At 58.9% G+C, this 25,114-nt stretch carries 24 protein-coding genes and 1 pseudogene; 6 read left to right on the plus strand and 19 right to left on the minus strand.

Features of this window, described 5'->3' with window-relative positions:
* Positions 1 to 6: 6 nt before the first annotated feature.
* The 10 genes and pseudogenes from tolQ to AC06G5_RS24125 all read right to left on the minus strand — a co-directional run.
* Positions 7 to 702, minus strand: coding sequence for a protein TolQ (tolQ, locus tag AC06G5_RS24080; protein ID WP_007977321.1), 696 nt, complete (start codon positions 700 to 702; stop codon positions 7 to 9).
* The gene (gene ybgC / locus AC06G5_RS24085; protein ID WP_085714501.1) at positions 692 to 1,159 is read right to left on the minus strand and encodes a tol-pal system-associated acyl-CoA thioesterase; all 468 of its coding nucleotides are present in this window, start codon (positions 1,157 to 1,159) and stop codon (positions 692 to 694) included. The genes tolQ and ybgC overlap by 11 nt, the downstream gene beginning before the upstream one ends.
* Before the next feature lie 127 nt (positions 1,160 to 1,286).
* Complete coding sequence (gene ruvB / locus AC06G5_RS24090; protein WP_057398972.1) at positions 1,287 to 2,348, minus strand: Holliday junction branch migration DNA helicase RuvB; 1,062 nt, start codon at positions 2,346 to 2,348, stop codon at positions 1,287 to 1,289.
* Positions 2,349 to 2,957: a Holliday junction branch migration protein RuvA gene (ruvA, locus tag AC06G5_RS24095; RefSeq protein WP_007995640.1), complete on the minus strand. Its 609-nt coding sequence runs from the start codon at positions 2,955 to 2,957 to the stop codon at positions 2,349 to 2,351.
* Between the two features lie 114 nt (positions 2,958 to 3,071).
* Positions 3,072 to 3,596 carry a crossover junction endodeoxyribonuclease RuvC gene (gene ruvC, locus AC06G5_RS24100; RefSeq protein ID WP_008015799.1) on the minus strand — a complete coding sequence of 175 codons (525 nt, stop codon included), beginning with the start codon at positions 3,594 to 3,596 and terminating at the stop codon, positions 3,072 to 3,074.
* Positions 3,597 to 3,754: 158 nt separating this feature from the next.
* Positions 3,755 to 4,501 carry a YebC/PmpR family DNA-binding transcriptional regulator gene (locus AC06G5_RS24105; RefSeq protein ID WP_007995641.1) on the minus strand — a complete coding sequence of 249 codons (747 nt, stop codon included), beginning with the start codon at positions 4,499 to 4,501 and terminating at the stop codon, positions 3,755 to 3,757.
* Between the two features lie 128 nt (positions 4,502 to 4,629).
* A complete protein-coding gene (aspS, locus tag AC06G5_RS24110; protein WP_413425971.1) occupies positions 4,630 to 6,405 on the minus strand; it encodes an aspartate--tRNA ligase in 1,776 nt (591 codons plus the stop codon).
* Positions 6,406 to 6,524: 119 nt separating this feature from the next.
* A complete protein-coding gene (locus AC06G5_RS24115; protein WP_007977333.1) occupies positions 6,525 to 6,746 on the minus strand; it encodes an FmdB family zinc ribbon protein in 222 nt (73 codons plus the stop codon).
* Between the two features lie 136 nt (positions 6,747 to 6,882).
* Positions 6,883 to 7,218 (minus strand): ribbon-helix-helix domain-containing protein, encoded by a 336-nt coding sequence (locus tag AC06G5_RS24120; RefSeq protein WP_413425969.1) that lies wholly within the window; start codon positions 7,216 to 7,218, stop codon positions 6,883 to 6,885.
* Positions 7,219 to 7,436: 218 nt separating this feature from the next.
* Positions 7,437 to 7,536, minus strand: a pseudogene (locus AC06G5_RS24125) (DNA starvation/stationary phase protection protein); the annotation flags it as partial.
* Positions 7,537 to 7,809: 273 nt separating this feature from the next.
* On the opposite strand from AC06G5_RS24125, the gene AC06G5_RS24130 reads away from it, so the two are divergent.
* Positions 7,810 to 8,412, plus strand: a complete 603-nt coding sequence (locus AC06G5_RS24130; RefSeq protein WP_413425967.1) for a cold shock domain-containing protein membrane protein — start codon at positions 7,810 to 7,812, stop codon at positions 8,410 to 8,412.
* Positions 8,413 to 8,476: 64 nt separating this feature from the next.
* Here AC06G5_RS24130 and AC06G5_RS24135 read toward each other — a convergent pair whose 3' ends face one another.
* A complete protein-coding gene (locus AC06G5_RS24135; protein WP_322614660.1) occupies positions 8,477 to 8,683 on the minus strand; it encodes a SlyX family protein in 207 nt (68 codons plus the stop codon).
* A gap of 3 nt (positions 8,684 to 8,686) precedes the next feature.
* Positions 8,687 to 9,112: an HIT family protein gene (locus AC06G5_RS24140; protein WP_413426002.1), complete on the minus strand. Its 426-nt coding sequence runs from the start codon at positions 9,110 to 9,112 to the stop codon at positions 8,687 to 8,689.
* Positions 9,113 to 10,023: 911 nt separating this feature from the next.
* On the opposite strand from AC06G5_RS24140, the gene AC06G5_RS24145 reads away from it, so the two are divergent.
* Positions 10,024 to 11,352 carry an OprD family porin gene (locus tag AC06G5_RS24145; protein WP_413425965.1) on the plus strand — a complete coding sequence of 443 codons (1,329 nt, stop codon included), beginning with the start codon at positions 10,024 to 10,026 and terminating at the stop codon, positions 11,350 to 11,352.
* A 144-nt stretch (positions 11,353 to 11,496) separates the two neighbouring features.
* Here the strand turns inward: AC06G5_RS24145 and AC06G5_RS24150 are convergent, their stop codons facing one another.
* Together AC06G5_RS24150 and AC06G5_RS24155 are read right to left on the minus strand one after the other, a co-directional pair.
* On the minus strand, positions 11,497 to 12,339 hold the full coding sequence (locus tag AC06G5_RS24150) for a mechanosensitive ion channel family protein (RefSeq protein ID WP_057398966.1): 843 nt from the start codon (positions 12,337 to 12,339) through the stop codon (positions 11,497 to 11,499).
* A 135-nt stretch (positions 12,340 to 12,474) separates the two neighbouring features.
* Positions 12,475 to 12,960, minus strand: a complete 486-nt coding sequence (locus tag AC06G5_RS24155) for a YajQ family cyclic di-GMP-binding protein (RefSeq protein ID WP_007977344.1) — start codon at positions 12,958 to 12,960, stop codon at positions 12,475 to 12,477.
* A gap of 135 nt (positions 12,961 to 13,095) precedes the next feature.
* Here AC06G5_RS24155 and AC06G5_RS24160 point away from each other — a divergent pair, with 135 nt between their 5' ends.
* Genes AC06G5_RS24160 through AC06G5_RS24170 form a run of 3 tightly spaced genes read left to right on the plus strand, consistent with a single transcriptional unit; the run spans position 13,096 to position 16,679 of the window.
* The gene (locus tag AC06G5_RS24160) at positions 13,096 to 14,013 is read left to right on the plus strand and encodes a putative 2-dehydropantoate 2-reductase (protein ID WP_413704098.1); all 918 of its coding nucleotides are present in this window, start codon (positions 13,096 to 13,098) and stop codon (positions 14,011 to 14,013) included.
* Positions 14,014 to 14,058: 45 nt separating this feature from the next.
* A complete protein-coding gene (locus AC06G5_RS24165; protein WP_413425960.1) occupies positions 14,059 to 16,095 on the plus strand; it encodes a sensor histidine kinase in 2,037 nt (678 codons plus the stop codon).
* A gap of 2 nt (positions 16,096 to 16,097) precedes the next feature.
* The gene (locus tag AC06G5_RS24170) at positions 16,098 to 16,679 is read left to right on the plus strand and encodes a cob(I)yrinic acid a,c-diamide adenosyltransferase (RefSeq protein WP_413425957.1); all 582 of its coding nucleotides are present in this window, start codon (positions 16,098 to 16,100) and stop codon (positions 16,677 to 16,679) included.
* A 106-nt stretch (positions 16,680 to 16,785) separates the two neighbouring features.
* Here AC06G5_RS24170 and AC06G5_RS24175 read toward each other — a convergent pair whose 3' ends face one another.
* The 4 genes from AC06G5_RS24175 to secA all read right to left on the minus strand — a co-directional run bounded on the left by AC06G5_RS24175 (position 16,786) and on the right by secA (position 22,587).
* Positions 16,786 to 17,730 (minus strand): Nudix family hydrolase, encoded by a 945-nt coding sequence (locus AC06G5_RS24175; protein WP_413425955.1) that lies wholly within the window; start codon positions 17,728 to 17,730, stop codon positions 16,786 to 16,788.
* A complete protein-coding gene (locus tag AC06G5_RS24180; RefSeq protein WP_413425953.1) occupies positions 17,727 to 18,353 on the minus strand; it encodes a glutathione S-transferase family protein in 627 nt (208 codons plus the stop codon). Before AC06G5_RS24180 ends, AC06G5_RS24175 begins: the two co-directional genes overlap by 4 nt.
* Before the next feature lie 160 nt (positions 18,354 to 18,513).
* Positions 18,514 to 19,731: a bifunctional glutamate N-acetyltransferase/amino-acid acetyltransferase ArgJ gene (gene argJ / locus AC06G5_RS24185; RefSeq protein WP_413425951.1), complete on the minus strand. Its 1,218-nt coding sequence runs from the start codon at positions 19,729 to 19,731 to the stop codon at positions 18,514 to 18,516.
* Positions 19,732 to 19,851: 120 nt separating this feature from the next.
* Positions 19,852 to 22,587 carry a preprotein translocase subunit SecA gene (gene secA / locus AC06G5_RS24190; protein WP_413425949.1) on the minus strand — a complete coding sequence of 912 codons (2,736 nt, stop codon included), beginning with the start codon at positions 22,585 to 22,587 and terminating at the stop codon, positions 19,852 to 19,854.
* 306 nt (positions 22,588 to 22,893) lie between these two features.
* Between secA and AC06G5_RS24195 the strand changes: the two genes are divergently transcribed.
* Positions 22,894 to 23,349 (plus strand): DUF721 domain-containing protein, encoded by a 456-nt coding sequence (locus AC06G5_RS24195; RefSeq protein WP_057396259.1) that lies wholly within the window; start codon positions 22,894 to 22,896, stop codon positions 23,347 to 23,349.
* Between the two features lie 133 nt (positions 23,350 to 23,482).
* Here AC06G5_RS24195 and AC06G5_RS24200 read toward each other — a convergent pair whose 3' ends face one another.
* The gene (locus AC06G5_RS24200; RefSeq protein ID WP_413425947.1) at positions 23,483 to 24,970 is read right to left on the minus strand and encodes a helicase HerA-like domain-containing protein; all 1,488 of its coding nucleotides are present in this window, start codon (positions 24,968 to 24,970) and stop codon (positions 23,483 to 23,485) included.
* Positions 24,971 to 25,114: the final 144 nt, after the last annotated feature.

Genomic DNA, 25,114 nt, shown 5'->3' on the forward strand with positions numbered 1-25,114 from the left:
ACCTGCTTATTCTTCGCTGGTGTGCACTTTGCGGTGCAGGATCGCCTGGAACTCGTCGGCGAAGGTGTAGTAGCGGCCCAGCAGGGTTTCGCTGCGAGCAGCAAAACGGTTGTAGGCGATAACGGCTGGAATGGCAGCGAACAGACCGATGGCCGTGGCGATCAGTGCTTCGGCGATACCCGGGGCCACAGTGGCCAGGGTCGCTTGCTGGGCGGTTGCCAGACCACGGAAGGAGTTCATGATCCCCCAGACGGTACCGAACAGACCGATGTACGGGCTGACGGAACCGACGGTGGCCAGGAAGGGCAGGCTCTGCTCGAGCTTTTCTTCTTCGCGGGAAATGGCGACGCGCATGGCACGGGCCACGCCTTCCATGACCGCTTCCGGATCAACGCCTGACTGCTGGCGCAGACGGGAGAATTCCTTGAAGCCGGCACGGAAGATTTGCTCGACACCCGAATCAGGGTCCGGGTTGCTGCCGGCCTGACGGTACAGCTTGGACAGGTCGATACCCGACCAGAAGCGCTCTTCAAAGCTCTCCAGGGCACGTCGACCGGCGCGCAGCAGGTTGCTGCGCTGAAAGATCATGATCCACGAGGTCACCGATGCGGCTACCAGGGTCAGCATTACCAGTTGCACCACGATACTGGCATTGCTGACCAGGCTCCACATGGAGGAATGGTCGACGACGTTAGCTTCCACGCTTTATCTCCTGCTTTGAGTGTGTACCCGCGCCGCTCACGTCGGCAAAGGCCGCTCGCAGAGCTTCGGGAATGGCCCGGGGTTTCAAACTGTCGGTGCGCACACAGGCCACCAAAAACTGCCCTTCGCAGAGCAGCGCATTATCCGTTGCCCGCCTGACCTGCTGTTTGAAGCGCAGGCTGGCACGGTTCAATTCGATTACTTCAGCGCTTACCAGCAGTTCGTCATCCAGTCGCGCCGGCGCGTGGTAGCGCGCTTCGCTGGAATGCACGACGAACAACAGGTCCTCCCCTGCCAGCTGCGATTGGGCAAAGCCCAGATCTCGTAGCCGCTCGGTTCGAGCCCGTTCCATAAACTTGAGGTAATTGACGTAATACACGATGCCGCCCGCATCGGTGTCCTCGTAATAAACGCGACAACGATGTGCGAAAGGCTCAAGCCCGTTTTGCGCGCGCATACTCTAGTGCTTACTCCTCAGGTTGCCAATCCGGCCAGGCAACTGTTTTTCATTGATCTGCGGCTTTCTCGTGAAAGTACGGTCCTGGGACCCTACATTGCCCGAAAAAATCAGCACGCAACGTTAATTAATCGTCACTGGCATCGAGGAACTCGTCTGCCACGGGCATTTCGCCCAATCGTGACGGAATGTTTAAACCGAAATGCAGGTAGGCATGGCGCGTCACCACCCGTCCCCGTGGCGTGCGCATGATGTAGCCCTGCTGGATCAGGTAAGGCTCCAGCACGTCTTCAATGGTGTGACGCTCTTCGCTGATGGCGGCGGCCAGGCTGTCGACCCCGACCGGCCCGCCGTCGAACTTCTCGATCATGGTCAGCAACAGGCGCCGGTCCTGGTGATCGAAGCCGCGCTCGTCGACGTCCAGCAGGTTCAGCGCGAGGTCGGCGATCGGCTTGGTGATATGCCCCTTGGCGCGAACTTCAGCGAAATCGCGCACCCGGCGCAGCAGTCGGTTGGCAATCCGTGGCGTGCCACGGGCGCGGCGGGCGATTTCGAAGGCGCCCTCCGGATCCAGCGGCAAACCAAGGATGCTTGCCGAGCGGCTGACAATGGTCGACAGATCGGCGTTGTTGTAGAACTCCAGGCGCTGGACGATCCCGAAACGGTCACGCAAGGGGTTGGTGAGCATCCCCGCCCGCGTCGTTGCGCCGACCAGGGTGAAAGGCGGCAGATCCAGTTTGATCGAACGCGCGGCCGGGCCCTCCCCGATCATGATGTCGAGCTGGAAATCCTCCATGGCCGGGTACAACACCTCCTCGACGATGGGCGACAGACGATGGATTTCATCGATGAACAGCACATCGTGAGGCTCAAGGTTGGTCAACAGCGCCGCGAGGTCACCCGGCCGCTCCAGCACGGGCCCCGAGGTGCTCTTGATCGACACCCCCATTTCCTGGGCGATGATGTTGGCGAGGGTGGTCTTGCCAAGGCCGGGGGGCCCGAAGATCAGCGTGTGATCCAGGGACTCGTTACGACCGCGAGCAGCTTGAATGAACAACTCCATCTGCTCGCGAACGGTCGGCTGGCCAATGTATTCGGCCAGGCTGACCGGGCGAATCGCCCGGTCCTGGACTTCTTCGCGCTCACGCGGGCTGTGCGTGGCAGCGATCAGACGATCAGCTTCAATCACTTAGATCATTCCCTTCAAGGCGCGGCGGATCATGTCTTCACTGCTCAAACCTTTCTCCTTGATCGCAGACACTGCCTTGCTGGCTTCCTGGGGTTTGTAGCCCAGGGAAATCAAGGCGCTGACGGCGTCATTTTCGGCAGTGTTCACCGGAGCGGGTCCATCCGGCTGGTTAGGCACCAGGGCGAACATGGCCGGTACGGTTTCCCAGGCCTTGAAGCGATCCTTGAGTTCGACCAGCAAGCGTTCGGCGGTTTTCTTGCCGACACCCGGGACCTTGGTCAGCGCCGAAGTGTCCTGGGACTGTACGCAACGAACCAGTTCATCGACTTCCAGGCTCGACATCAAGGCCAGCGCCAGTTTCGGCCCGACACCGTTGAGGCGGATCAATTCGCGAAAGAAATCGCGCTCACGCTTGCCGACAAAACCATAAAGTAACTGTGCGTCTTCGCGCACGACCAAATGGGTGTGCAAGGTCAGCGGTTCACCGACCGACGGCAAGCGGTAAAGAGTCGTCATGGGCACTTCAAGTTCATAGCCCAGGCCATTTACATCCAGAATCAGATGTGGAGGCTGCTTCTCAGCCAGGGTGCCGCGCAAACGTCCAATCACGTTACAAATCCTTGAGCGTTGGCCAGCTCTGGGCCAGCGACTGATAGAGCGAGGGAATATCGCCGACAACCCAGGCGAAACGCCCCCACTCCATAAAAATGCTTGCTGATGCTATCAGAGACGCAGGCGCCCGCCACGACTGCGTGCTGCTCCCAGGCCATGGGGCAACAGACTGGAACGGGTATGAGCATGGCAGATGGCAATGGCCAGGGCGTCCGAAGCATCGATCTGCGGCTTGCTGGTCAGCTTGAGCATGTGCATGACCATCATCTGCACCTGCTCCTTATTGGCCGCACCGGTACCGACGACGGCCTGCTTGACCTGGGTTGCGGTGTATTCGGCAATTTCCAGGCTTTCCTCGGCACCTGCCACGATCGCAGCACCACGGGCCTGCCCCAGCTTCAGGGCGGAATCGGCGTTACGGGCCATGAACACCTTTTCGATCCCCATGGTCACCGGATGGTAAGTCTGAATGATCTCCCGCACCCCACGATAGACAATCTGCAGTCGCTCATGCAGCTCGCCGGCACCGGTGCGGATACAACCGGAGGCGACGTACTCACAGCCACGGCCGGTATCACGAACCACACCGTAACCGGTGATGCGCGAACCGGGGTCGATACCAAGAATTAAAGTCATAACGCCTGCAGGCTCAGTAAAAGCACGATATTCAATACAACGAATAACAAATGTGGGAGCGGGCTTGCTCGCGAAAGCGGTTTCATATTCAGCAACAACGTTGCCTGCAAATCCGCGTTCGCGAGCAAGCCCGCTCCCACATGGGACATTGTTGCCCTTTAGCCTAGCTGTGCGGCCACCGATTCCGGAATTTCCGCATTGGAATAGACGTTTTGCACGTCATCCAGGTCTTCGAGCATATCGATCAGCTTGAGGACTTTCTCGGCACCTTCCAGATCGAGTTCGGCACTGGTGGTCGGCAACATGACGATTTCCGCGTCATCACCCTTGAAACCCGCCGCTTCCAGTGCGTTACGCACGGAATAGAAGCCGGCGAACGAGGTGAAAACGTCGATCGAACCGTCTTCATTGGTCACCACGTCATCGGCGTCGGCTTCCATGGCCGCTTCCATCAGCGCGTCTTCGTCAACGCCGGCAGCGAAGGAGATCTGCCCCTTGCGTTCGAACAGATAGGCCACCGAACCGTCAGTCCCGAGGTTGCCACCGCACTTGCTGAACGCGTGACGAACAGCGGCTGCGGTGCGGTTACGGTTGTCGGTCATGCATTCGACCATCACCGCCACGCCACCCGGACCGTAACCCTCGTAGGTCAGTTCGACCACGTCGTCCGTGTCGGCTGCGCCGGTACCGCGGGCGACAGCACGGTCGATGATGTCGCGACTCATGTTGGCACCCAGGGCCTTGTCCAGGGCCAGACGCAGGCGTGGGTTGGAGCCCGGGTCGCCACCGCCCTGACGGGCAGCAACGGTCAGCTCACGAATCCACTTGGTGAAGATCTTGCCCCTCTTGGCATCCTGACGTTCTTTGCGGTGCTTGATGTTCGCCCACTTGGAATGACCTGCCATAACTCGCTCCGAATTCTCTTTGAAACATTGCCCGCTACGCTGCATTGCGCCAGCCGACAAACAAAAGTCTTGAACAACTCTGCCTAAAAGGAAAGGGCGCATCCCGAGATGCGCCCTTCAGGTCAAGCTTACTCAGCCTTGGGCGTTTCGCGCAGACGAATGTGCAGTTCGCGCAATGCCTTGGCGTCCACCTGGCCCGGCGCCTGAGTCATGACATCTGCCGCGCTCTGGGTTTTCGGGAAGGCGATCACTTCACGGATCGACTGGGCGCCGGTCATCAGCATCACCAGACGGTCCAGACCGAAGGCCAGGCCACCGTGCGGCGGTGCGCCGTATTTCAGGGCGTCGAGCAGGAAGCCGAATTTCTCTTCCTGTTCCGCTTCGTTGATGCCCAGCAGGCGGAACACCGACTGCTGCATCTCCTTGCGGTGGATACGGATCGATCCGCCACCCAGTTCGGTGCCGTTCAACACCATGTCGTAGGCACGGGACAGTGCGCCAGCCGGATTGGCTTCCAGCTCTTGCGGGGTGCACTTCGGTGCGGTGAACGGGTGGTGCAAGGCGGTGAAGCTGCCGTCGTCGTTCTCTTCGAACATCGGGAAGTCGACGACCCACATTGGTGCCCACTTGCAGGTCAGCAGGTCCAGGTCGTGGCCAAGCTTGATCCGCAGTGCGCCCAGGGCTTCGCTGACGATCTTCGCCTTGTCGGCGCCGAAGAACACGATATCGCCGTCGACCGCACCGACGCGATCGAGGATCACGTTCAGGTTGGCTTCAGGAATGTTCTTCACGATTGGCGACTGCAGGCCTTCGACGCCATTGGCGCGCTCGTTGACCTTGATGTACGCCAGGCCCTTGGCACCGTAGATACCGACAAACTTGGTGTAATCGTCGATCTGCTTGCGCGGCATGCTTGCCCCGCCTGGAACGCGCAAGGCAGCGATGCGGCATTTCGGGTCATTGGCCGGGCCGCTGAACACCTTGAAGTCGACTTCCTTGAGCTGGTCGGCAACGTCAACCAGTTCCAGCGGGTTACGCAGGTCTGGCTTGTCGGAACCGTAGCGGCGCATGGCTTCTTCGAAGGTCATGTGCGGGAAATCGCCGAATTCCAGATCCAGCACTTCCTTGAACAGGTTGCGGATCATGGCTTCGGTCAGGCCCATGATGTCTTTTTCATCGAGGAAGCTGGTCTCGATGTCGATCTGGGTGAATTCCGGCTGGCGGTCGGCACGCAGGTCTTCGTCACGGAAGCACTTGGCGATCTGGTAGTAACGGTCGAAGCCGGCCACCATCAGCAGTTGCTTGAACAGCTGCGGCGATTGCGGCAAGGCGAAGAACGAACCGGCGTGAGTACGGCTCGGCACCAGGTAGTCGCGCGCGCCTTCAGGGGTGGCGCGGGTCAGGATCGGCGTTTCTACGTCGAGGAAGCCGTTCTCGTCGAGGAAGCGGCGGATGCTGGTGGTCATGCGCGAACGCAGACGCAGCTTCTCGGCCATTTCCGGACGACGCAGGTCGAGGAAACGATAGCGCAGGCGGGTTTCTTCGCCGACGTCGGAGAACTCGTTCAATGGGAACGGCGGGGTTTCCGATTCGTTCAGCACTTCCAGCTCATAGCCGAGGACTTCGATCATGCCCGACGCCATGTTGGCGTTGGTCGCACCGGCCGGACGCAGGCGAACCTTGCCGGTGATCTTCACGACGTATTCGCTGCGCACGCGGTCGGCTGCGGCGAAGGTTTCAGCGCGGTCCGGATCGAACACGACCTGGGCCAGACCATCACGATCACGGATATCGAGGAAAATCACCCCACCGTGGTCACGGCGACGATGGACCCATCCGCAAAGGGTAATTTCCTGGCCGTCCAGGCTTTCGTTCAGTTGGCCGCAATAATGGCTGCGCATCATGGTCGTGGTTTCACTTCTCGTAATTCGAAATTCGGTTGGAGATCCTACAGCAGCCCCGCCTTTAAAAAGTCGTCGGGTGATGCAAGAGCACGCGTGTTGTTCAACTCAGGCTCAGGACCTTAGTCAGCTTTGTCGCCGCCGGCCAGGTTCTTCTTGGAACCGGTCTTGAAATCGGTTTCGTACCAACCCGTGCCGCTAAGGCGAAAGCCCGGCATGGACAGCATTTTTTTAAGCTCTGGCGCCTGACAGGCAGGGCAGTCGACCAGCGGTGCATCGCTGATCTTTTGAATGGCTTCCAACTGATGACCACAGGAAGCACATTGATAATCGTACATCGGCATGGAGGTTGTCTCGGCGATCAGATTGCTACCGCACACGCAGGGTTTTGCGGCAAAGAGCGGGATTATATCCATTAAATGCGGCCTGTGCAGCCGTAAGACTGCACAGGCCGACACTCTGCTGCTTTCGCCGTCCAGACTAGGCCGTGCCGATGCACCCGCCTTCCTTGAGACTGTGCACGACACAGACAACCCGCACCAATCCGCTGAAATTCCTGACTCCGCCGTGGCGCAAGTGAACCTCGCGATCCAGATGAGATAACAGGCTACTGACCGAGCAACCGTTGACCCGGGCCATCTCCGCCAAAATATCCCAATAAACCTGCTCAAGCCGCAAACAGGTGGCGAAGCCATTCAATCGTACGGAGCGGGACAAAGGCTGGGCCAGCCCCATATCGAACTCGCGAACGAACGGGTCAACCCTTACATCCCTGCGCGAACCGTATCGCCCCTCTTCATGCCTTTCATAAACCATAACGCTGACACTCCTTTGCCATCCTGGTTTGATTAAGAGCAACTGTCTGCCGACTTATAAAAACGCAGGTGCAAAGGTATATCCAGACGACTTTATGGCCGCCGACGTAGGATAAGCCAACAACTTTTGGCAGACCGTGGAGAACGTCCTACTCCGGACAATTTCCCACACAGCAAAGTGACGCCCCCTTCAGATGCACAGTATCGAATGGTGTAGGAAAGTAGAGTGCGAAGCATCCAGGCCGTTTTTTTCATGCACCTGCATGCACTGGATCAACACCTCAACCGCAAGTTCGTCACTGACCTTGTCGAGTAATGGGTGCCGAACCACCCCGGCAAGCCTGCCGCCTTACCGCAGCCGCGAAACTTCGGGCAACCTGCGGCCATTCGCTCCAAAAGAGCCGCCGGACGCCCTGATTTGAGTAGCCTGCCGCTTTGCTGTTAAATAGACGGCGTGTCGCCAGCACCTATTTTTCCCGGTATGGCGCATAGGCTGATATCGGGCACGTGTCCAACGCCTCTTTATTGTTTTGAAGCGAACCGTGCGCCATCAGCTCTTCCTTGTGAACTGTCTTAACGTGAGTTAATCAAAATGTTGAAAATCGTCCATCTGCTGATAGGCGCTGCGGCCTTGCTGCTGTCCTTTGTCCCTAGCCTGCAATCCGAAGCCTTACCTTACCTGCAACAACCTGATGCGCTGTACCTGGCCTTTTTCGGCCTGCTCAATCTCACACTTGCACCTGTCATCCCTTACTGGAACAAAGGTCCGCGCCACCAACTGCAAAACCTGGTCAGCGCCCTGCTGGTCCTGGCGGTAGTCCTGCAAACCCTGACACTGATCGCACCGATGCCTGTCATCGCCGGTCAACCCGCCGTTCTGTTCAGCCTGGTCGCAGCCCTGATCGCTATTGCCCTGCATCTGGGTATCAGCTTCTACAAATCGTCACCAGCCACCGCCTCGCCAAGCTACGACATGAGCAACCGCGATACCGGCACCGTAAAATGGTTCAACACATCCAAAGGCTTCGGCTTCATTTCCCGCGACTCCGGCGACGATATCTTCGTCCACTTCCGGGCCATTCGCGGTGAAGGTCACCGCGTTCTGGTAGAAGGCCAGCGCGTGGAGTTCTCTGTCATGAATCGTGACAAGGGCCTGCAAGCCGAAGACGTGATCGCCGCACTGCCACGTCGCTGATTCAAAGCTGAAAAAAACCGCGCACAGCCGAGCTGTCCGCGGTTTTTTCATGCCTGTGCGTCGCTCAATAGTGCGGCGGCGGCGCTTCCTCTTCGAACGACTCGAACTGGCCGACCATTTCCTCCTGGCGCTTGAGCAGCGCAGCCATCTGCAGTTGCAGACGCTCGACCACCCGTTGCTGCTCGACCAGGACATCATTCAATGCCTGGACGGTGTCATCCTGAAAGGCCAGGCGGCTTTCCAGATCGGTAACGCGTTCTTCCAGGCTCATGATTCAGCCCTCCAGAAACGTAAAATCATCGGTCAATATCAGGCGCAAACGTTCGCGAATGGCGGCGACCTGCTCCGAATCATAGGGCTTTGCCGGATGTTTCCCCCAAACCGGTGCTGGCCAGGCGGCATCTTCGCGCTTGCGCACAATCACGTGCATATGCAACTGGCTGACGACATTGCCCAGCGCCGCAACATTCAATTTGTCCGCGTCGAACGAGTCCTTGAGCACTTGCGAAAGCTCCGTCGTCTCCTTCCAAAGCTGTTGCTGATCTGCATCATCCAACTGAAATATCTCACTGATAGCCTCACGGCGAGGTACCAGGATGAACCAGGGATAGTTCGAATCGTTGGACAACAGCAACCGGCAGAGCGGAAAGTCCCCGATCGGTAACGTGTCTTGTTGAAGTCGTGGATCTAAAGCAAACACCGCGTGCACTCCCGCCGGGTCATCATTTTTCAGCTTAGCGCCCATCCGGAGGGACAGCTCACCAAGCGACCGGACGGCAGCATACCTGCGAACGGCGCACGCTTCACGGCGAACCTTGCACAGAGGTCCCTGGCGCAAGCGAAAGCTGACAGCCCGCTCCCGAATGAGACATTTTTCGCTGCCGCGCACCATGACAGCACCGATCAACCGGCAAAAAACGCCGAAATGACTGATTCACAACGAAGTGTTCGCACAAGACAAGCGGTCAACCGGGATGAACCCGGCACGGGGCGAAAAATTTTTTGCACCAAAACCGCACAGTGGGTCTACGCTGAACGCTTCGACATCCGCCATTTACTCACTGGCGGGGTGAACCGGTAACATTTTTGGTTGTCAGTCAGTCGACCAGAAGGGTGCAACATGATGCCAGGCAAGGCGTCAAGCCCATACCAAGCGTGCTTGAACCCCCGGTTTTATGAGGTTTTTACAGCGTCAGACCGTCAATTTGAAAAAAAATGCAACAGAGCTGGATTTTGCGCATGCTTATTGCATTCATACCCAACATCACCTGATGTGACACCCGCTGGAAGCGGAGGTCTTCAGGTAAAAAAAGACAGCGGCAAGGTAGCCCGATGGAGATTCAAACGTTTCACCAGGACTCTTTTTACTGGCGCCAAGGCTCAGAAAACAGCATTAAAGTTGTCAGCCCGGTTGCGTTGGAGCTGGAAATTTGCGACATCTATCTCGCTGTTTGCGACAGGGTCGTAAAGAAGGCGAAAGGTTAGATACGCAAGTATCGCCAACATTGTCGGCGTGATATAAGTTTGCGCCGACACAAAAAGAAAGAGCCGCCCAGATAATAAAACAGGTGGGACGGCAGTACTCTTCTAAAACCAAAGGAGCAAATCACGATGCGCGTGATGAAGTGGAGCATGATCGCACTGGCAGTTGCAGCAGCAGCCAGTACTCAGTTGGCAGTAGCCGCACCTTTCGTAAGCGACCAGGCCGAAGCCAAAGGTTTCGTTGAAGACAGCAAACTCGACTTGCTGGTTCGCAACTACTACTACAACCGTAACAAGAAAAACGGCGCAGTCGATGACAAAGACTGGACCCAGGGCATCCAGGGCATGTACAGCTCGGGCTACACCCAAGGCCTGATCGGTGTTGGCGTTGAAGCTTGGGGCCAACTGGCCATCAAACTGGACGGTTCCGACAAATATGCAGGTTCCGGCAACATGTCCGTGGACTCTGATGGCGAAGTCAACAACAGCCAGGGCAAAGCCGGCGCTGCCGCCAAGTTCCGCATCTCCAAGACCGAGCTGAAAATCGGCGACATGCAGCCAAGCACCTCTCCAGTGTTCGCTGTAGGTGGTTCCCGTATCCTTCACCAAACTGCCAGCGGTATCCAACTGCAGAGCAGCGAAGTCAAAGACCTTGACCTCGAAGCCGGTCACTTCTACTCGGCAACCAGCCAGGACCGCAACGCTCGTGACGGCGAACTGTTCGCTACCTACGCTGGCGTGACAGCCAACTCCATCGACTACTTCGGTGGCAAGTACGGCATTACCCCGGACCTGAGCGTATCGCTTTACGGTGCCAAGCTCGAAGACGTCTGGAACCAGTACTACGCCAACGCGAACTACACCCTCGCACTGGGCGGCGACAACTCGATCAACTTCGACGGTAACATCTACAACACCAAGGATACCGGTAACGCTAAAGCAGGCGACATCAGCAACACCGCCTACTCCCTGGCCGCTGCTTACTCGTTCCTGAAAGCACACACCCTGACCCTGGCCTTCCAGAAGGTCAACGGCGATACCCCGTTCGACTACATCGGTGTGGGTGACAACAACCGTGGTGGCGACTCGATTTTCCTCGCCAACTCCATTCAGTACTCTGACTTCAACGCCCCTGGCGAGAAGTCGGTACAAGCCCGTTACGACCTGAAAATGGCCGAGTACGGCGTACCTGGCCTGAGCTTCATGGTCCGTTACGTGAATGGTTGGAACATCGACGGTACCAACACTCCATCGAACAGCACCTACACCGGTCTGTACGGTGCAGACGGCAAACACCACGAAACCAACGTGGAAGCCAAGTACGTCATTCAATCCGGCCCAGCCAAGGATCTGTCGTTCCGCATCCGTCAAGCATGGCACACCGCCAATGCTGACGAAGGCGAAGGCGATATCTCTGAGTTCCGCCTGATCACCGACTACCCGCTCAACATTCTGTAATCACAGAAAGTTAGTTTGCGGTAATCAAAAAAAGGCCCATCTTCGGATGGGCCTTTTTCGTTGGTGTGACAACAGTGTGTTTAAAACATCAGATCCATGCAGAACATGCCTGACCGAATAGTCAGGCATTGACCAGAAAACCAATCACTGCGCAGCAGATTCCTGAACCACGCGAATAACCCGCTGTGGAAATGGAATATCGATGCCGGCCTCTCTCAGACGATCACGGGATAGTTCGTTGAACATGAACATCACATCCCAATAATCCGCCGTCTTCACCCAGACACGCAGGGAAACAGTGATCGAACTGTCACCCAATGTCGAAATGACTGCCTGAGGTGCCGGGTCAGTCAAAACACGCGGATCCTTGGCCAACTCCAGCAACACTTCTCTGGCTTTCTGCAAGTCCGCTTCGTAATCGACGCCTACATCAAACACCACTTTGCGGGTCGGCTGACGATTGGTATTGGTGATAATGCCGTTCGACAGATTACCGTTGGGCACGATGATGGTTTTGTTGTCACCGGTACGCAGTACGGTATGGAAAATCTGGATGCTGTCGACAGTACCGGCGACACCTTGAGCCTCGATCCAGTCACCAATACGAAACGGACGGAACAGCAAAATCAGCACGCCGCCCGCGAAGTTCGCCAGGCTGCCCTGCAAGGCCAGGCCAATGGCCAGGCCCGCCGCACCAATCGCCGCTACAAACGAAGTGGTTTCCACACCGATCATCGAGGCCACGCTGACGATCAGCAGGATCTTGAGGATGATGTTCGCCAGGCTGCTGATAAAGCCTTGCAGCGCCAGGTCGGCATTACGCAATGCGATCAGGCCGCCGAGCTTTTTCGTGACTTTGTTGATCAGCCACCAGCCGATGGCCAGGGTGATGACCGCCAGCAGTACACGACTGCCGTACTCCATGATCATCGGGATCCAGGTCTGGGAGACCTTGACCAGGTTGTCTACCTCAGCATTTAAGTCCATCTGCTTGCTCCTTTTCCGGCTATCCGGCATGCATAAAAAAAGCGGCAGAAAGATTGAACCGCGACGAGCTCAATCGTTTCTGCCGTTGCCTGGGCCTGCGACGTCGCAAACGCCAAGAGGTTCCCGCGTACAAGATCAGTCGCGGAAGTTGTTGAACTGCAGCGGCATACCGAATTCCTTGGCCCGCAGCACTGCAATGGCTTCTTGCAGGTCATCGCGCTTTTTACCGGTAATACGTACCTGCTCGCCCTGAATGGCAGCCTGGACCTTGAGCTTGGCGTCCTTAACATGAGCGACGATCTTCTTCGCCAGTTCCTTGTCGATGCCTTCCTTGAGGACCGCTTCCTGCTTCATCAGCTTGCCCGAAGCGAACGCGTCCTTGACTTCAAGGCACTGCACGTCGATTTTGCGCTTGACCAGCGCCAGCTTGAGGATCTCAATCATTGCTTCGAGCTGGAAATCCGCCTCGGCGGTCAGGTTGACGGTCAGGTCTTTTTCCTTGAACTCGAAGCTGCCTTTGCCTTTCAGGTCATAACGACGATCGAGTTCCTTGACGGCGTTCTCGACCGCGTTGGTGACTTCGTGTTTGTCCAGTTCGGATACCACGTCGAACGACGGCATGTAATCTCTCCAAATTTAAAGGCGTGCTGATGGAGCACGCCTGGCTTGCGGTTAAAATCCGCGCTGATTATAACGGGTCTTTCCCATCATTCACTGTGAGCTGCCGATGCACGCCTTAAACAGAGCAAAAAGCTGATGTCTACCACCTGGCATGTTCTGGGCGCCGGCAGCCTTGGCACTTTATGGGCAACACGTCTGGCACGGGCTGGAGTGCCGGTCAGGTTGATCCTGCGGGACACCGCGAGACTGCAGGCCTATGAGGCAGCCGGTGGATTGACACTGGTGGAACACGGCGAGGCGCAACACTATGCCGTGCCCGCCGAGACAGCCGACAGCAGCCAACCGATCAACCGCCTGCTGGTGGCATGCAAAGCCTACGATACCGAAGGTGCGGTGGCCCGACTGGCGCCACGCCTGGCCCCAGACGCCGAACTGATTCTGCTGCAAAATGGCCTGGGCAGTCAGGAAGCGGTGGCCGCACAGGTTCCTCAGGCACGCTGCATCTATGCGTCGAGCACCGAAGGGGCCTTCCGCGATGGCGATTGGCGCGTGGTGTTTGCCGGGCATGGCTTCACCTGGCTGGGGGATGCGAGCCATCCCGTCGCGCCGATCTGGCTCGATGACCTGAGCACTGCCGGCATCCCCCACGAGTGGAGCACCGAAATCCTGACCAGGCTGTGGCGCAAACTTGCGCTTAACTGTGCGATCAATCCGCTGACGGTGCTGCACGACTGCCGCAACGGTGGTTTACAGCAACATCACTGCGAAGTCGCCACCCTGTGCGGCGAACTGGTGGAGTTGCTTGAGCGTTGTGGTCAGCCGGCAGCGGCCGAAAACCTGCAGCAGGAAGTCGAACGGGTGATCCACGCCACTGCTGCCAACTACTCCTCGATGCATCAGGACGTCACCAGCCAGCGCCGCACAGAAATCAGCTACCTGCTGGGTTACGCCTGTAAAGTTGCCGGGCGTCATCAACTGAACCTGCCTCACCTCAATCAGCTTGAGTCAAGGTTGATTGCTCGCCTGCACAGCCTTGGATTGCCCAGCGACTGAGCAGCGGCTACGCTGGCCACTTGTTCCTTTTTTGCGATGAATCCGATGCCATTGCGCCAGCGCCTTGAAAACCTGCCCGTCGGCCAGAAACTGCTGGCCGCCCTGCTGGTACTGATGGTCACCGTCCTGCTGGTTGCCAACCTGACCTTTATCAGCGCCGCGTACTACATCTCCCAGGAAAGCATGGCACCCCAAGCCCTGCAGACCATCGGCCGACTGGTATCCAACCCGAGCCTGGCCTCCGAAGCCCTGGCGTCACCACAAAGCGCCGAGCGCCTGCTACAGGAACTCAACAGCTATTCGCCGCTGCGTGCGGCAGCCCTGTATGACGGCAAGGGCGAGCAACTGGCGCAATTGCAGCATGGCGACAACCTGGAACTGCCGAAGCGTTTCCGCCATGTCGAAGACTGGCAGGCCACCGAGTTTCGCACCAATCAAGTCATCACCCTGCCCCGCCCCGGCACTGCACCAGGGCACTTGCTGCTGGTGGCCACGAGCGAACTGCCAATGGCGTTCTACACCGGGACCCTGACGGCCAGCCTGGGCATTCTGATCTTCAGCGTGTTGCTGTGGCTGATCATTGCCCGCCAGATCAAGCGCCTGATTACCCGGCCGATCCACCAGCTCGAAGAGTTGTCCCGCCAGGTAACCCGTGAAGAAAACTACGCACTGCGCGCTTCACGAGGAAACCACGATGAAATCGGCAGCCTCGCCGAGGCGTTCAACACCATGCTCTCGCGAATCGAGGCCAGGGAGCAGCAACTCAAGCGGGCTCGGGACGACTCCCAGGCGGCCTACGACCAGGCCCAGGGTCTGGCCGAAGAAACTCGCCATACCAACCGCAAACTGGAGCTCGAAGTCCAGGTGCGCAGCAAGATCGAGAAAAAGCTCACCGGCTTCCAGAACTACCTCAACAGCATCATCGACTCCATGCCGTCGGCGCTGATCGCCCTCGACGAACAGCTCTACGTGACGCAATGGAACCAGGAAGCCAGCGCCCTGTCCGGCACACGCCTCGATGAAGCCCTGAACCAGCCCATCTTCCTTGCCTTCGAACCACTGAAGCCGTTTCTGCCGCAACTCAAGCAGACGGTCGAGCAGCATACGGTGGCCAAAATCGAACGTGTCACCTGGCTCAAGGACGACGAACCCCGCCACTACGCCCTGACTTTCTACCCATTGATGGGCGGTGCCGGGCGCGGCGTGGTGATCCGGATCGACGACATCACCCAGCGCCTGTCCCTGGAAGAGATGATGGTGCAATCGGAGAAAATGCTTTCGGTCGGGGGGCTTGCCGCCGGCATGGCCCACGAGATCAACAACCCGCTGGGTGCGATCCTGCACAACGTGCAAAACATTCGTCGACGCCTGTCCCCTGATCTGCCGAAGAACCTTGAAGTGGCCGAACAGGCCGGAATCGAACTGGCGACGGTCAATCAGTATCTGCAAATCCGTGAAGTGCCACAGTTGCTCGACGGCATCCAGCAGGCCGGTGCCCGGGCCGCCAAAATCGTGACCCACATGCTCAGCTTCAGCCGTCGCAGCACCCGCCAGATGGCCCCCTGCGATCTGCCCGCACTGATCGACCAGGCGGTGGAGATCGCCGGTAACGATTTCGACCTGGCAATAGGCTTCGACTTCAAGGGCCAGGCCATCATTCGTCAGTTCGATCCGGCGCTGGGACCGGTTCCCGGCACCGCCAACGAACTGGAGCAAGTGCTGCTCAACCTGTTGAAAAACGCCGCGCAAGCCATTCACCAGCGCGAAGACGACAGCGAGCCGGGACGGATCATCCTGCGCACCAGGCTGAATCCGCCGTGGGCGGAAATCCAGGTCGAGGACAACGGCATCGGCATGAGCGAGAACGTGCGCAAACGGACCTTCGAACCCTTCTTCACCACCAAGGAAATCGGCCAGGGCACCGGACTTGGGCTGTCGGTGTCGTACTTCATCATCACCAATAACCACAAAGGGCAGATGGAAGTGCAATCGACCCTGGGCCAAGGCACTTGCTTCACCTTGCGCCTGCCCCTGGCGAGCACACCGCCTGTCTCGCAAGAACTCAATCTGCTATCGAGGTAACCATGGGCTTTCGTTTATCGAAGATTTACACCCGCACTGGCGACAAAGGCGAGACCGGGCTGGGCGATGGCCGTCGCGTGCCCAAGGATCACCCGCGGATCGAGGCCATTGGCGAAGTCGATACGCTGAACAGTCAGGTGGGCGTGTTGCTGGCCGGGTTGGCGGCGCAAACGCATGACTTTTCAGGTTTGCAGGAAGTGATCGATGTTTTGGCGCCTTGCCAGCACCGTTTGTTCGACCTCGGTGGCGAACTGGCGATGCCGGTGTATCAGGCGTTGAATGCAGCGGAAATCGAACGCCTGGAAGCCGCGATCGATGTGTGGAATGAAGAGTTGGGGCCGCTGGAAAATTTCATCCTGCCCGGCGGCTCGACGCTGATTGCCCAGGCTCATGTCTGCCGCAGCCTGGCGCGCAGCGCAGAGCGGCGGTGTCAGCAACTCAATGCGATTGAGCCATTGGCCGGGGTTGGCCTGGCGTACATCAATCGGTTGTCGGATTTGTTGTTTGTTGCCGCGCGGTTGATTGCCAAGCGACAGGGAGTGGCGGAGATTCTTTGGCAGCCTGCGGCGAAACCTGAGGTTTAGTCGGCGCCTGCCAGGCCCCCTTCGCGAGCAAGCCCGCTCCCACAGTAGGTCTGTGGCGCTCACAAAACCTGTGGGAGCGGGCCTTCCCGCGAAGGGGCCGCTAGAATCAGGCCTCAGGCCAAAACGCCCGAATACCTGCCACCCCCTGCGCACCCGCAGCCCAGGCTTTCTCGACCTCCGACGGGCCTACACCACCAAGCAGGAACACCGGTTTGCTGAACCCCTCGATCAAGCTCGAGGCCTGTTCCCAACCCAACGGCTCGGCGCCAGGGTGAGTCAGGGTCGGTTGAACCGGCGACAGGGTCACGAAATCCACCCCCATCTGTTCAGCCAGCGCCAGCTCTTCAGCGTTATGGCACGACGCCGCCAGCCAGCGCGATGCCGGTAGCGGTCGCCCGGCCGCTGCGTATTTGCGCAGCTGCGCCGAGGTAATGTGCCAACCCGCAGCCGGAAAGTCGCCCAGCCATTCGAACGGCCCCTTGATCATCAATTGCGCCTTGCCGGCACACAAACCCACCGCATCGACAGCCAGGTCACGATATTTCGGGTCGTAACCGTTTGGTGCACGCAATTGGATAAGCTTGATGCCGCCAGCAATGGCCTTCTGAATACCACGCAGCAACGCTGGAGTTTCCAGGTCCTCCGGGGTGATCAAGTACTGAGCCGGTAATTTTGCAGCCGCGACGATCGGCTGATTGGCCGCCGGGAACTGGTAATTCGACAAATCACGCGGTGCAACCCAGGCCAGCGGCTGTCCCTCGGCACCGTGGGGCTCACCGGTAAACGCCGAAACCTCCCAGACATCCAGCAACACCTGCTTGTCCGGGTAATCGTGCCGAATCCTGATCAGCGGGCGCGCCGCGCCGACCACGATGCCCAGTTCTTCATGGAGTTCGCGGGCCAGTGCGGTTTCGACCGACTCGTCGGCCTCGACCTTGCCCCCGGGAAACTCCCACAGGCCGCCCTGGTGCTGTGAGTCGGCACGTCGGGCGATCAGGATCTGGCCACTGCCATCGCGGATGACGGCAGCGGCGACATGAACTCGTTTCACCTTTGCAACTCCTCCAGTCCGGCCTTCTGCCAGGCCTTGAACGCCGGCCATTGGTAGAGGGTCTCGACATAGGCTTCGTCGATGGCAGACAGTTTCACCTGATAGGTGCGCAGGCGCACGGCAATCGGTGCAAAGAACACGTCAGCCAGACTGATACGACCAAACAGGTACGGCCCGGCTTCAGTCGCGGCAGCGCGGCACTCGGCCCACAGTGCCGACATGCGTTCGATGTCGGCCTGAACGTCAGCCGGAACCGGCGACAAAGGGGCGTCATGGCTCAGGTCAAACGGCATGTTGCCGCGCATGGCGAAGAATCCGCTATGCATTTGCGCACACGCCGAGCGCGCCTGGGCGCGGGCGGCAATGTCTTTCGGCCAGAGTCCCGGGAACTGTTCTGCCAGGTATTCGGCAATCGCCAGGGAGTCGGCGATGGTGCCGTGTCCGGTTTTCAGCAGCGGGACCTTGCCAGTCGGCGAATGCTTGAGCAGACGCTCGCGGGTGTCCGGCTGGTTCAGCTTGATCAGTTCTTCGGTGTAGGCCGCGCCGGTCAGATCCAGAGCCAGGGCGCCGCGCAGGGACCAGGAAGAAAGCAGTTTGTCGCCGATGATCAGGTGCAGGCTCATGTTCGGGGTGCCTTCTCGTCAGGGTAACAAGCAAGAATATCCAGCGTCTGGTCGTCAGCCTTCGCGAGCAAGCCCGCTCCCACAGTAGATTTGTGGCGCCCACAAAACCTGTGGGAGCGGGCTTGCTCGCGAATGGGACGACTCGGTCTTCAACCGTGTATCAAGTACGGTACTCGGCGTTGATCTTCACGTATTCGTGGGACAGGTCGGTGGTCCAGATGGTTTCGCTGCAATCGCCACGCCCCAGCTCGATACGGATGGTGATTTCTTCCTGCTGCATCACCGCCGCGCCCTGGGCTTCGGTGTAGGTTGCCGCGCGCGCACCACGGCTGGCAATGCACACTTCACCGAGGAATACGTCGATCTTGCTCACGTCCAGGTCCGGAACGCCGGCACGGCCAACAGCGGCCAGGATACGGCCCCAGTTCGGGTCGGAAGCAAACAGTGCGGTCTTGATCAGCGGCGAGTGAGCCACGGTGTAGCCGACGTCCAGGCACTCCTGGTGATTGCCGCCGCCGTTGACTTCAACGGTGACGAACTTGGTCGCGCCTTCGCCATCGCGGACGATGGCCTGGGCCACGTCCATGCACACTTCGAACACCGCTTGTTTCAACTTGGCGAACAACTCGCCTTCGGCGCGGGTGATTTCCGGCAGCGCGGCCTGCCCCGTGGCGATCAGCATGCAGCAATCGTTGGTCGACGTATCACCGTCGATGGTGATGCGGTTGAACGACTTGTTGGCGCCATCGAGCATCAGGTTTTGCAACACGTCGCGGGAAACCTTGGCGTCAGTGGCGATGTAGCCGAGCATCGTCGCCATGTTCGGACGAATCATGCCGGCGCCTTTGCTGATGCCGGTAACGGTGACGGTCACACCGTCGTGCTGGAACTGACGGCTGGCACCTTTTGGCAGGGTGTCGGTGGTCATGATGCCGGTGGCGGCAGCTTCCCAGTTGTGGATCGACAGATCATCGAGGGCAGCTTGCAGCGCACCTTCGATCTTCTCCACAGGCAGCGGCTCACCGATCACACCGGTGGAGTACGGCAGCACCTGGCTGGCATCGACACCGGTCAGTTCAGCCAGTTTGGCGCAGGTACGCTCGGCGGCGGCCAGGCCAGGCTCGCCCGTGCCGGCGTTGGCATTGCCAGTGTTGGTCAGCAGGTAACGCACAGGGCCTTGTACGCGTTGCTTGGCCAGGATCACCGGTGCGGCGCAAAAGGCGTTCAAGGTGAACACGCCGGCAACCGTGGAGCCTTCAACACAGCGCATGACCACAACATCCTTGCGCCCCGGGCGCTTGATGCCGGCCGAGGCGATACCGAGTTCAAAACCGGCAACCGGGTGCAACGTTGGCAAAGGACCAAGACCAACAGCCATGAATGCGCTCCTTTATAAATAATGTCAGCACCGCTCAAGGGAAACGGTGGTTCGAATGGTAAAACGCCGCGACGGCAGAAGCCGGTCGCGGCGCGGGTATTTCAGCGTTTGATACGGGTTTTACTGAATCTGCCCGTGGCAATGCTTGAACTTTTTGCCCGAACCGCAGTAGCACAGCTCGTTGCGACCCAGCTTCTGCTCGTTGCGAACCGGTGCAGCAGCGAGCGCAACGTCAATCTCTTCGCCCAACACTTCCGGTTGCTCCAGGCCTGGAGCCTCTTCATGCAGGAACTGCATGCGAGCGGCCAATGCCTCGGCTTCCTGGCGCAGGCGCTGCTCCTCCTCGATCGGGTCTTCGCGGCGAACCTGAACGTGGGACAACACACGGATCGAATCGCGCTTGATCGAATCCAGCAACTCGGAGAACAGGGTGAAGGACTCGCGCTTGTATTCCTGCTTCGGGTTCTTCTGGGCATAACCACGCAAGTGGATACCGTGACGCAGGTGGTCCATGGTCGACAGGTGGTCTTTCCACAGGTCGTCCAGAACGCGCAGAACGATTTGCTTCTCGAAGCTGCGCAGCGCTTCGGCGCCCGCCTGGTCTTCTTTCTCGTTGTACGCCGCGATGAGCTCGTTCATGAGCTTCTCGCGCAGGGTTTCTTCGTACAGGTGATCGTCTTCGTCGAGCCATTGCTGGATTGGCAGCGTCACACCGAAATCGCTCTGCAGCGCAGCTTCCAGACCGGCGACGTCCCACTGTTCAGGCAACGATTGCGGAGGAATGTGAGCGCTGACGGTAGCGCTGAGCACGTCCTGACGGAAGTCAGCGATGGTCTCGCCGATGTTGTCGGCGGCCAGCAACGTGTTACGCATGTGATAGATCACTTTACGCTGTTCGTTGTTGACGTCGTCGAACTCGAGCAGTTGCTTGCGAATGTCGAAGTTGCGGCCTTCGACCTTGCGCTGGGCCTTTTCGATGGCGTTGGTCACCATGCGGTGCTCGATCGCTTCGCCAGGCTGCATGCCCAGGGCCTTCATGAAGTTCTTCACCCGGTCAGAGGCGAAGATGCGCATCAGGCTGTCTTCCAGCGACAGGTAGAAGCGGCTGGAACCGGCGTCGCCCTGACGACCGGCACGACCACGCAGCTGGTTGTCGATACGGCGCGATTCGTGACGCTCGGACGCAATCACCTGCAAGCCGCCCGATTCGAGCACTTGCTGGTGACGCTTCTGCCAGTCGGCCTTGATCTGGGCGATCTGCTCAGGGGTCGGGTTTTCCAGGGAAGCCACTTCCACTTCCCAGTTACCGCCCAACAGGATGTCGGTACCACGACCGGCCATGTTGGTGGCGATGGTCAATGCGCCCGGGCGACCGGCCTGGGCAATGATCTCGGCTTCCTTTTCGTGGAACTTGGCGTTCAGAACCTTGTGTTCGATGCCTTCCTTCACGAGCAGGCTGGACATGTGCTCGGAGGTTTCGATGGTGGCGGTACCCACCAGCACCGGACGACCGGCGGCCATACTTTCCTTGATGTCGGCCACGATTGCCGCGTATTTCTCGTCGGCAGTCAGGAACACCAGGTCGTTGTAGTCTTTACGGGCCAGCGGCTTGTTCGGTGGAATCACCATGACCTGCAGGCCATAGATCTGGTGGAACTCGAACGCTTCGGTGTCGGCCGTACCGGTCATGCCGGACAGCTTGTTGTACAGACGGAAGTAGTTCTGGAAGGTGGTCGACGCCAGCGTCTGGCTTTCGGCCTGGATGTTCAGGTTTTCCTTGGCTTCGATGGCCTGGTGCAGACCTTCGGACAAACGGCGACCCGGCATGGTACGACCGGTGTGCTCGTCGACCAGTACCACCTGACCGTCCTGCACGATGTATTCGACGTTGCGATGGAACAGCTTGTGCGCGCGCAGGCCGGCGTAAACGTGAGTCAACAGGCTCAGGTTATGCGCCGAATACAGGCTCTCGCCTTCAGCCAGCAGGCCGATACGCGTCAGCGTTTCCTCGACGTACTGGTGACCGGCTTCGTTGAGTTCGACCTGACGGGTCTTCTCGTCGATGGTGTAGTGACCGGCCTGGGTCACTTCGCCTTCGACTTCCTCGACGTGCAGCTTCAACTGCGGGATCAGCTTGTTGACCTCGATGTACAGCTTGGAGCTGTCCTCGGCCTGACCGGAGATGATCAGCGGCGTACGGGCTTCGTCGATGAGGATGGAGTCGACTTCGTCGATCACGGCAAAATTGAGTTCGCGCTGGAATTTTTCTTCCATGCTGAACGCCATGTTGTCGCGCAGGTAATCGAAACCGAATTCGTTGTTGGTGCCGTAGGTGATGTCGGCGGCGTAGGCAGCGCGCTTCTCTTCCGGTGGCTGGAACGGCGTGACAACGCCGACCGTCATGCCGAGGAATTCATACAGCGGGCGCATCCAGTTGGCGTCACGGCGGGCCAGGTAGTCGTTCACCGTCACAACGTGCACGCCGTTGCCGGACAGCGCGTTGAGGTAAACACCCAGTGTTGCCACCAGGGTCTTGCCCTCACCGGTACGCATTTCCGCGATCATGCCTTCATGCAAGGTCATGCCGCCGATCAGCTGGACATCGAAGTGGCGCATGCCCATGACACGCTTGCCGGCTTCGCGGGCAACCGCAAAGGCTTCTGGCAGCAGTTTGTCGAGGGTTTCCCCTTTGGCGATGCGGGCCTTGAACTCGCTGGTCTTGGCACGCAATTGATCGTCCGAAAGGGCCACCATTTGCTCTTCGAAGGCATTGACGAGTTGCACCGTCTTGAGCATGCGTTTGACTTCACGCTCGTTCTTGCTTCCAAAAAGTTTCTTTAACAAAGGCGCAAACATATCGGCAGGATCTTCCACACTAAAGGGATGGAGGGCGGCCCCGTGAGTCGCCCGTGCAGCCCTCATGGCCGCATGCGAACGAGCATTCTACCCGGAAACGATGGAGAGGAAAGTGGCGATATTCCACGATGCTGGCACAGCGCTTTGACGGGGCTCACTTAAAATAAGGGCGTTTTGCTCAACTTCAAGCCGTTCAAGGCAGAAGTTAGTTGTTGATTTAATGGGTAAAGCGTCCACAAAAGCAAGGGCGGGTGCATTCGGTGCTTTCTGCTACCATGGCGTCTCTGTTACTTCAGGTGTCTGATCATGGCATTTCGCCCACTTACGGCCAAAGTACCTGCCGTTCTACTACGCGAAGCCAAGCCGCTGAAAGCCATTCTCGGCCACGCTCAACGCCTGGGTCATCTGCAACGTTTGCTCGAAAGCCAATTGCAACCCGCCGCTCGCGAGCATTGCCACGTGGCTTCCTGGCGCGAAGGCAGTTTGTTGCTGATTGTCACTGACGGCCATTGGGCAACTCGCCTGCGTTACCAGCAAAAGCGCCTGCAGCGGCAATTGCAGATGTTTGACGAGTTCAACAATCTCACGCGAATCCTGTTCAAGGTGCAGCCGCCTACCGTCCAGCGGGGCGCAGCCGGGCACACCATGGACCTGTCGAACGATGCGGCCGCGACCATTCAGGCCACGGCCGACGGAATCAGCGACCCAAACCTGCGGGCAGCGCTGGAGCGACTGGCGGCGCACGCCAAAACCAGAACCTGACATCGGACCAATGTGGGAGCGGGCTTGCTCGCGAATGGGTTTACCAGTCGACATTTTCGTTGAATGACACACCGCATTCGTCGGAACGCCGCCCGGAGCAAGCCCGCTCCCACATTGACTGTTTCCGCTCAAGCTAGCGGCGTTTACTGCCGCCCAGTAATGACCCCATCAACCCGCGCACCAGCTGTCGCCCAAGCTGATTGGCCGCCTGGCGCATCGCCGATTTCAACGCCTGCCCTGCCGCCGTGCCAAGGAATTCCCCGGCCTGCTCGGTGAAGCTCGGTTCTTCAGCCACTGGTTTGCCCGGCACCGCTTCAGGATCCGGTGCCAGGCCCTTGCGCCCCATCAGCACCTCATAGGCTGATTCACGGTCAATCGGCTTGTCATAACGCCCCTGCAACGGCGAAGCGGCAATCAGCGCTGTACGCTCGGTACCGGTCAACGGCCCGATCCGCGATTGCGGCGGTGCTACCAGCACCCGCTGGACCATTTCCGGCGTACCTTTTTCTTGCAGGGTGCCGACCAGTGCTTCGCCGATCCCTAGTTCAGTCAGCACCGACAAGGCATCGAACTCCGGGTTTGGCCGGAAGCCGTCCGCTACTGCCCGCAGGGATTTCTGCTCCTTGGCGGTGAACGCACGCAAACCATGCTGGATGCGCAAGCCCAACTGAGCCAGCACGTCATCCGGCAGGTCACCCGGTGACTGGGTAACGAAATACACGCCCACGCCTTTCGAACGAATCAGCCTCACGACTTGTTCCAGACGGTCACGCAATGCCTGCGGCGTACCGTTGAACAACAAGTGGGCTTCGTCGAAGAACAGCGCCAGCAATGGTTTGTCAGCATCGCCCCGCTCAGGCAGTTGCTCGAACAGCTCGGCCAGCAGCCACAGCAGGAACGTCGCGTAGACTTTCGGCGCTTCATGCACCAGACGGCTGGCATCCAGCAGATGAATGCGCCCGCGGCCATCCGCGGTGGGTTGAAGGATGTCTTCGAGTTGCAGCGCCGGCTCGCCGAACAAGGCCTCGGCGCCCTGTTGCTCCAGGGTCGCCAGTCGCCGCAGCAACGCCTGGCTGGAGCCGGTGGTCATCAATGCCGCATCGTCGCCCAGCAACTGGGGGTTGTCCCGCAGGTGATTGAGCAGGGCCTTCAGATCCTTGAGGTCGAGCAACAACAAACCTTCGCGGTCCGCCACCTTGAACGCCGCATACAGCGCCGACTGCTGACTGTCGGTCAGTTCCAGCAGGCTGCCCAGCAGCAGCGGCCCCATTTCACTCAAGGTTGTGCGTAAAGGATGACCGGACTGACCGTGTATGTCCCACAACGTCACCGGATAAGCCTGAGGCTTGTAGTTGAGCCACGGCATCCCGGCAATCCGCTCGGCGATCTTGCCCTGGGGGTTACCGGCGGCACCGAGGCCGCACAGGTCACCCTTGATGTCGGCGGCGAACACCGCCACGCCGGCATCGCTGAAGGCTTCGGCCATTCGTTGCAAGGTGACGGTTTTGCCGGTGCCGGTCGCGCCCGCGATCAAACCGTGGCGGTTCGCCAGGCGCATGGCCTGGGCGATTGGCTGCCCCTTGGGATCGGCGCCGATAACGAGTTGCAATGAATCAGGCATTTGGTCACCCATGATTAATCTTTGGTCCTACACGGCCGATAGAAATAACGACAAAGCAGACAGACACGATCTGGTCAGAAATTTCCCTAAGGAGAGTCGGAAAATTCACTTGCTTTCAACCTTGCCCGTTGCGCGTCCCTTCAT

It is taken from the genome of Pseudomonas sp. WT-JTC, assembly GCF_056711565.1.

Excerpts from the sequence above, each read along its gene's own strand:
- ybgC (WP_085714501.1), bottom strand. The coding sequence starts at position 1,159 with ATGCGCGCGCAAAACGGGCTTGAGCCTTTCGCACATCGTTGTCGCGTT.
- AC06G5_RS24200 (WP_413425947.1), bottom strand. The coding sequence starts at position 24,970 with ATGCCTGATTCATTGCAACTCGTTATCGGCGCCGATCCCAAGGGGCAG.
- AC06G5_RS24160 (WP_413704098.1), top strand. The coding sequence starts at position 13,096 with ATGTCTACCACCTGGCATGTTCTGGGCGCCGGCAGCCTTGGCACTTTA.
- AC06G5_RS24105 (WP_007995641.1), bottom strand. The coding sequence starts at position 4,501 with ATGGCAGGTCATTCCAAGTGGGCGAACATCAAGCACCGCAAAGAACGT.
- AC06G5_RS24150 (WP_057398966.1), bottom strand. The coding sequence starts at position 12,339 with ATGGACTTAAATGCTGAGGTAGACAACCTGGTCAAGGTCTCCCAGACC.
- AC06G5_RS24115 (WP_007977333.1), bottom strand. The coding sequence starts at position 6,746 with ATGCCGATGTACGATTATCAATGTGCTTCCTGTGGTCATCAGTTGGAA.
- argJ (WP_413425951.1), bottom strand. The coding sequence starts at position 19,731 with ATGGCTGTTGGTCTTGGTCCTTTGCCAACGTTGCACCCGGTTGCCGGT.
- AC06G5_RS24120 (WP_413425969.1), bottom strand. The coding sequence starts at position 7,218 with ATGGTTTATGAAAGGCATGAAGAGGGGCGATACGGTTCGCGCAGGGAT.
- AC06G5_RS24145 (WP_413425965.1), top strand. The coding sequence starts at position 10,024 with ATGCGCGTGATGAAGTGGAGCATGATCGCACTGGCAGTTGCAGCAGCA.
- AC06G5_RS24180 (WP_413425953.1), bottom strand. The coding sequence starts at position 18,353 with ATGAGCCTGCACCTGATCATCGGCGACAAACTGCTTTCTTCCTGGTCC.
- AC06G5_RS24130 (WP_413425967.1), top strand. The coding sequence starts at position 7,810 with ATGTTGAAAATCGTCCATCTGCTGATAGGCGCTGCGGCCTTGCTGCTG.
- AC06G5_RS24165 (WP_413425960.1), top strand. The coding sequence starts at position 14,059 with ATGCCATTGCGCCAGCGCCTTGAAAACCTGCCCGTCGGCCAGAAACTG.
- aspS (WP_413425971.1), bottom strand. The coding sequence starts at position 6,405 with ATGATGCGCAGCCATTATTGCGGCCAACTGAACGAAAGCCTGGACGGC.
- AC06G5_RS24195 (WP_057396259.1), top strand. The coding sequence starts at position 22,894 with ATGGCATTTCGCCCACTTACGGCCAAAGTACCTGCCGTTCTACTACGC.
- AC06G5_RS24135 (WP_322614660.1), bottom strand. The coding sequence starts at position 8,683 with ATGAGCCTGGAAGAACGCGTTACCGATCTGGAAAGCCGCCTGGCCTTT.
- AC06G5_RS24155 (WP_007977344.1), bottom strand. The coding sequence starts at position 12,960 with ATGCCGTCGTTCGACGTGGTATCCGAACTGGACAAACACGAAGTCACC.
- ruvC (WP_008015799.1), bottom strand. The coding sequence starts at position 3,596 with ATGACTTTAATTCTTGGTATCGACCCCGGTTCGCGCATCACCGGTTAC.
- secA (WP_413425949.1), bottom strand. The coding sequence starts at position 22,587 with ATGTTTGCGCCTTTGTTAAAGAAACTTTTTGGAAGCAAGAACGAGCGT.
- AC06G5_RS24170 (WP_413425957.1), top strand. The coding sequence starts at position 16,098 with ATGGGCTTTCGTTTATCGAAGATTTACACCCGCACTGGCGACAAAGGC.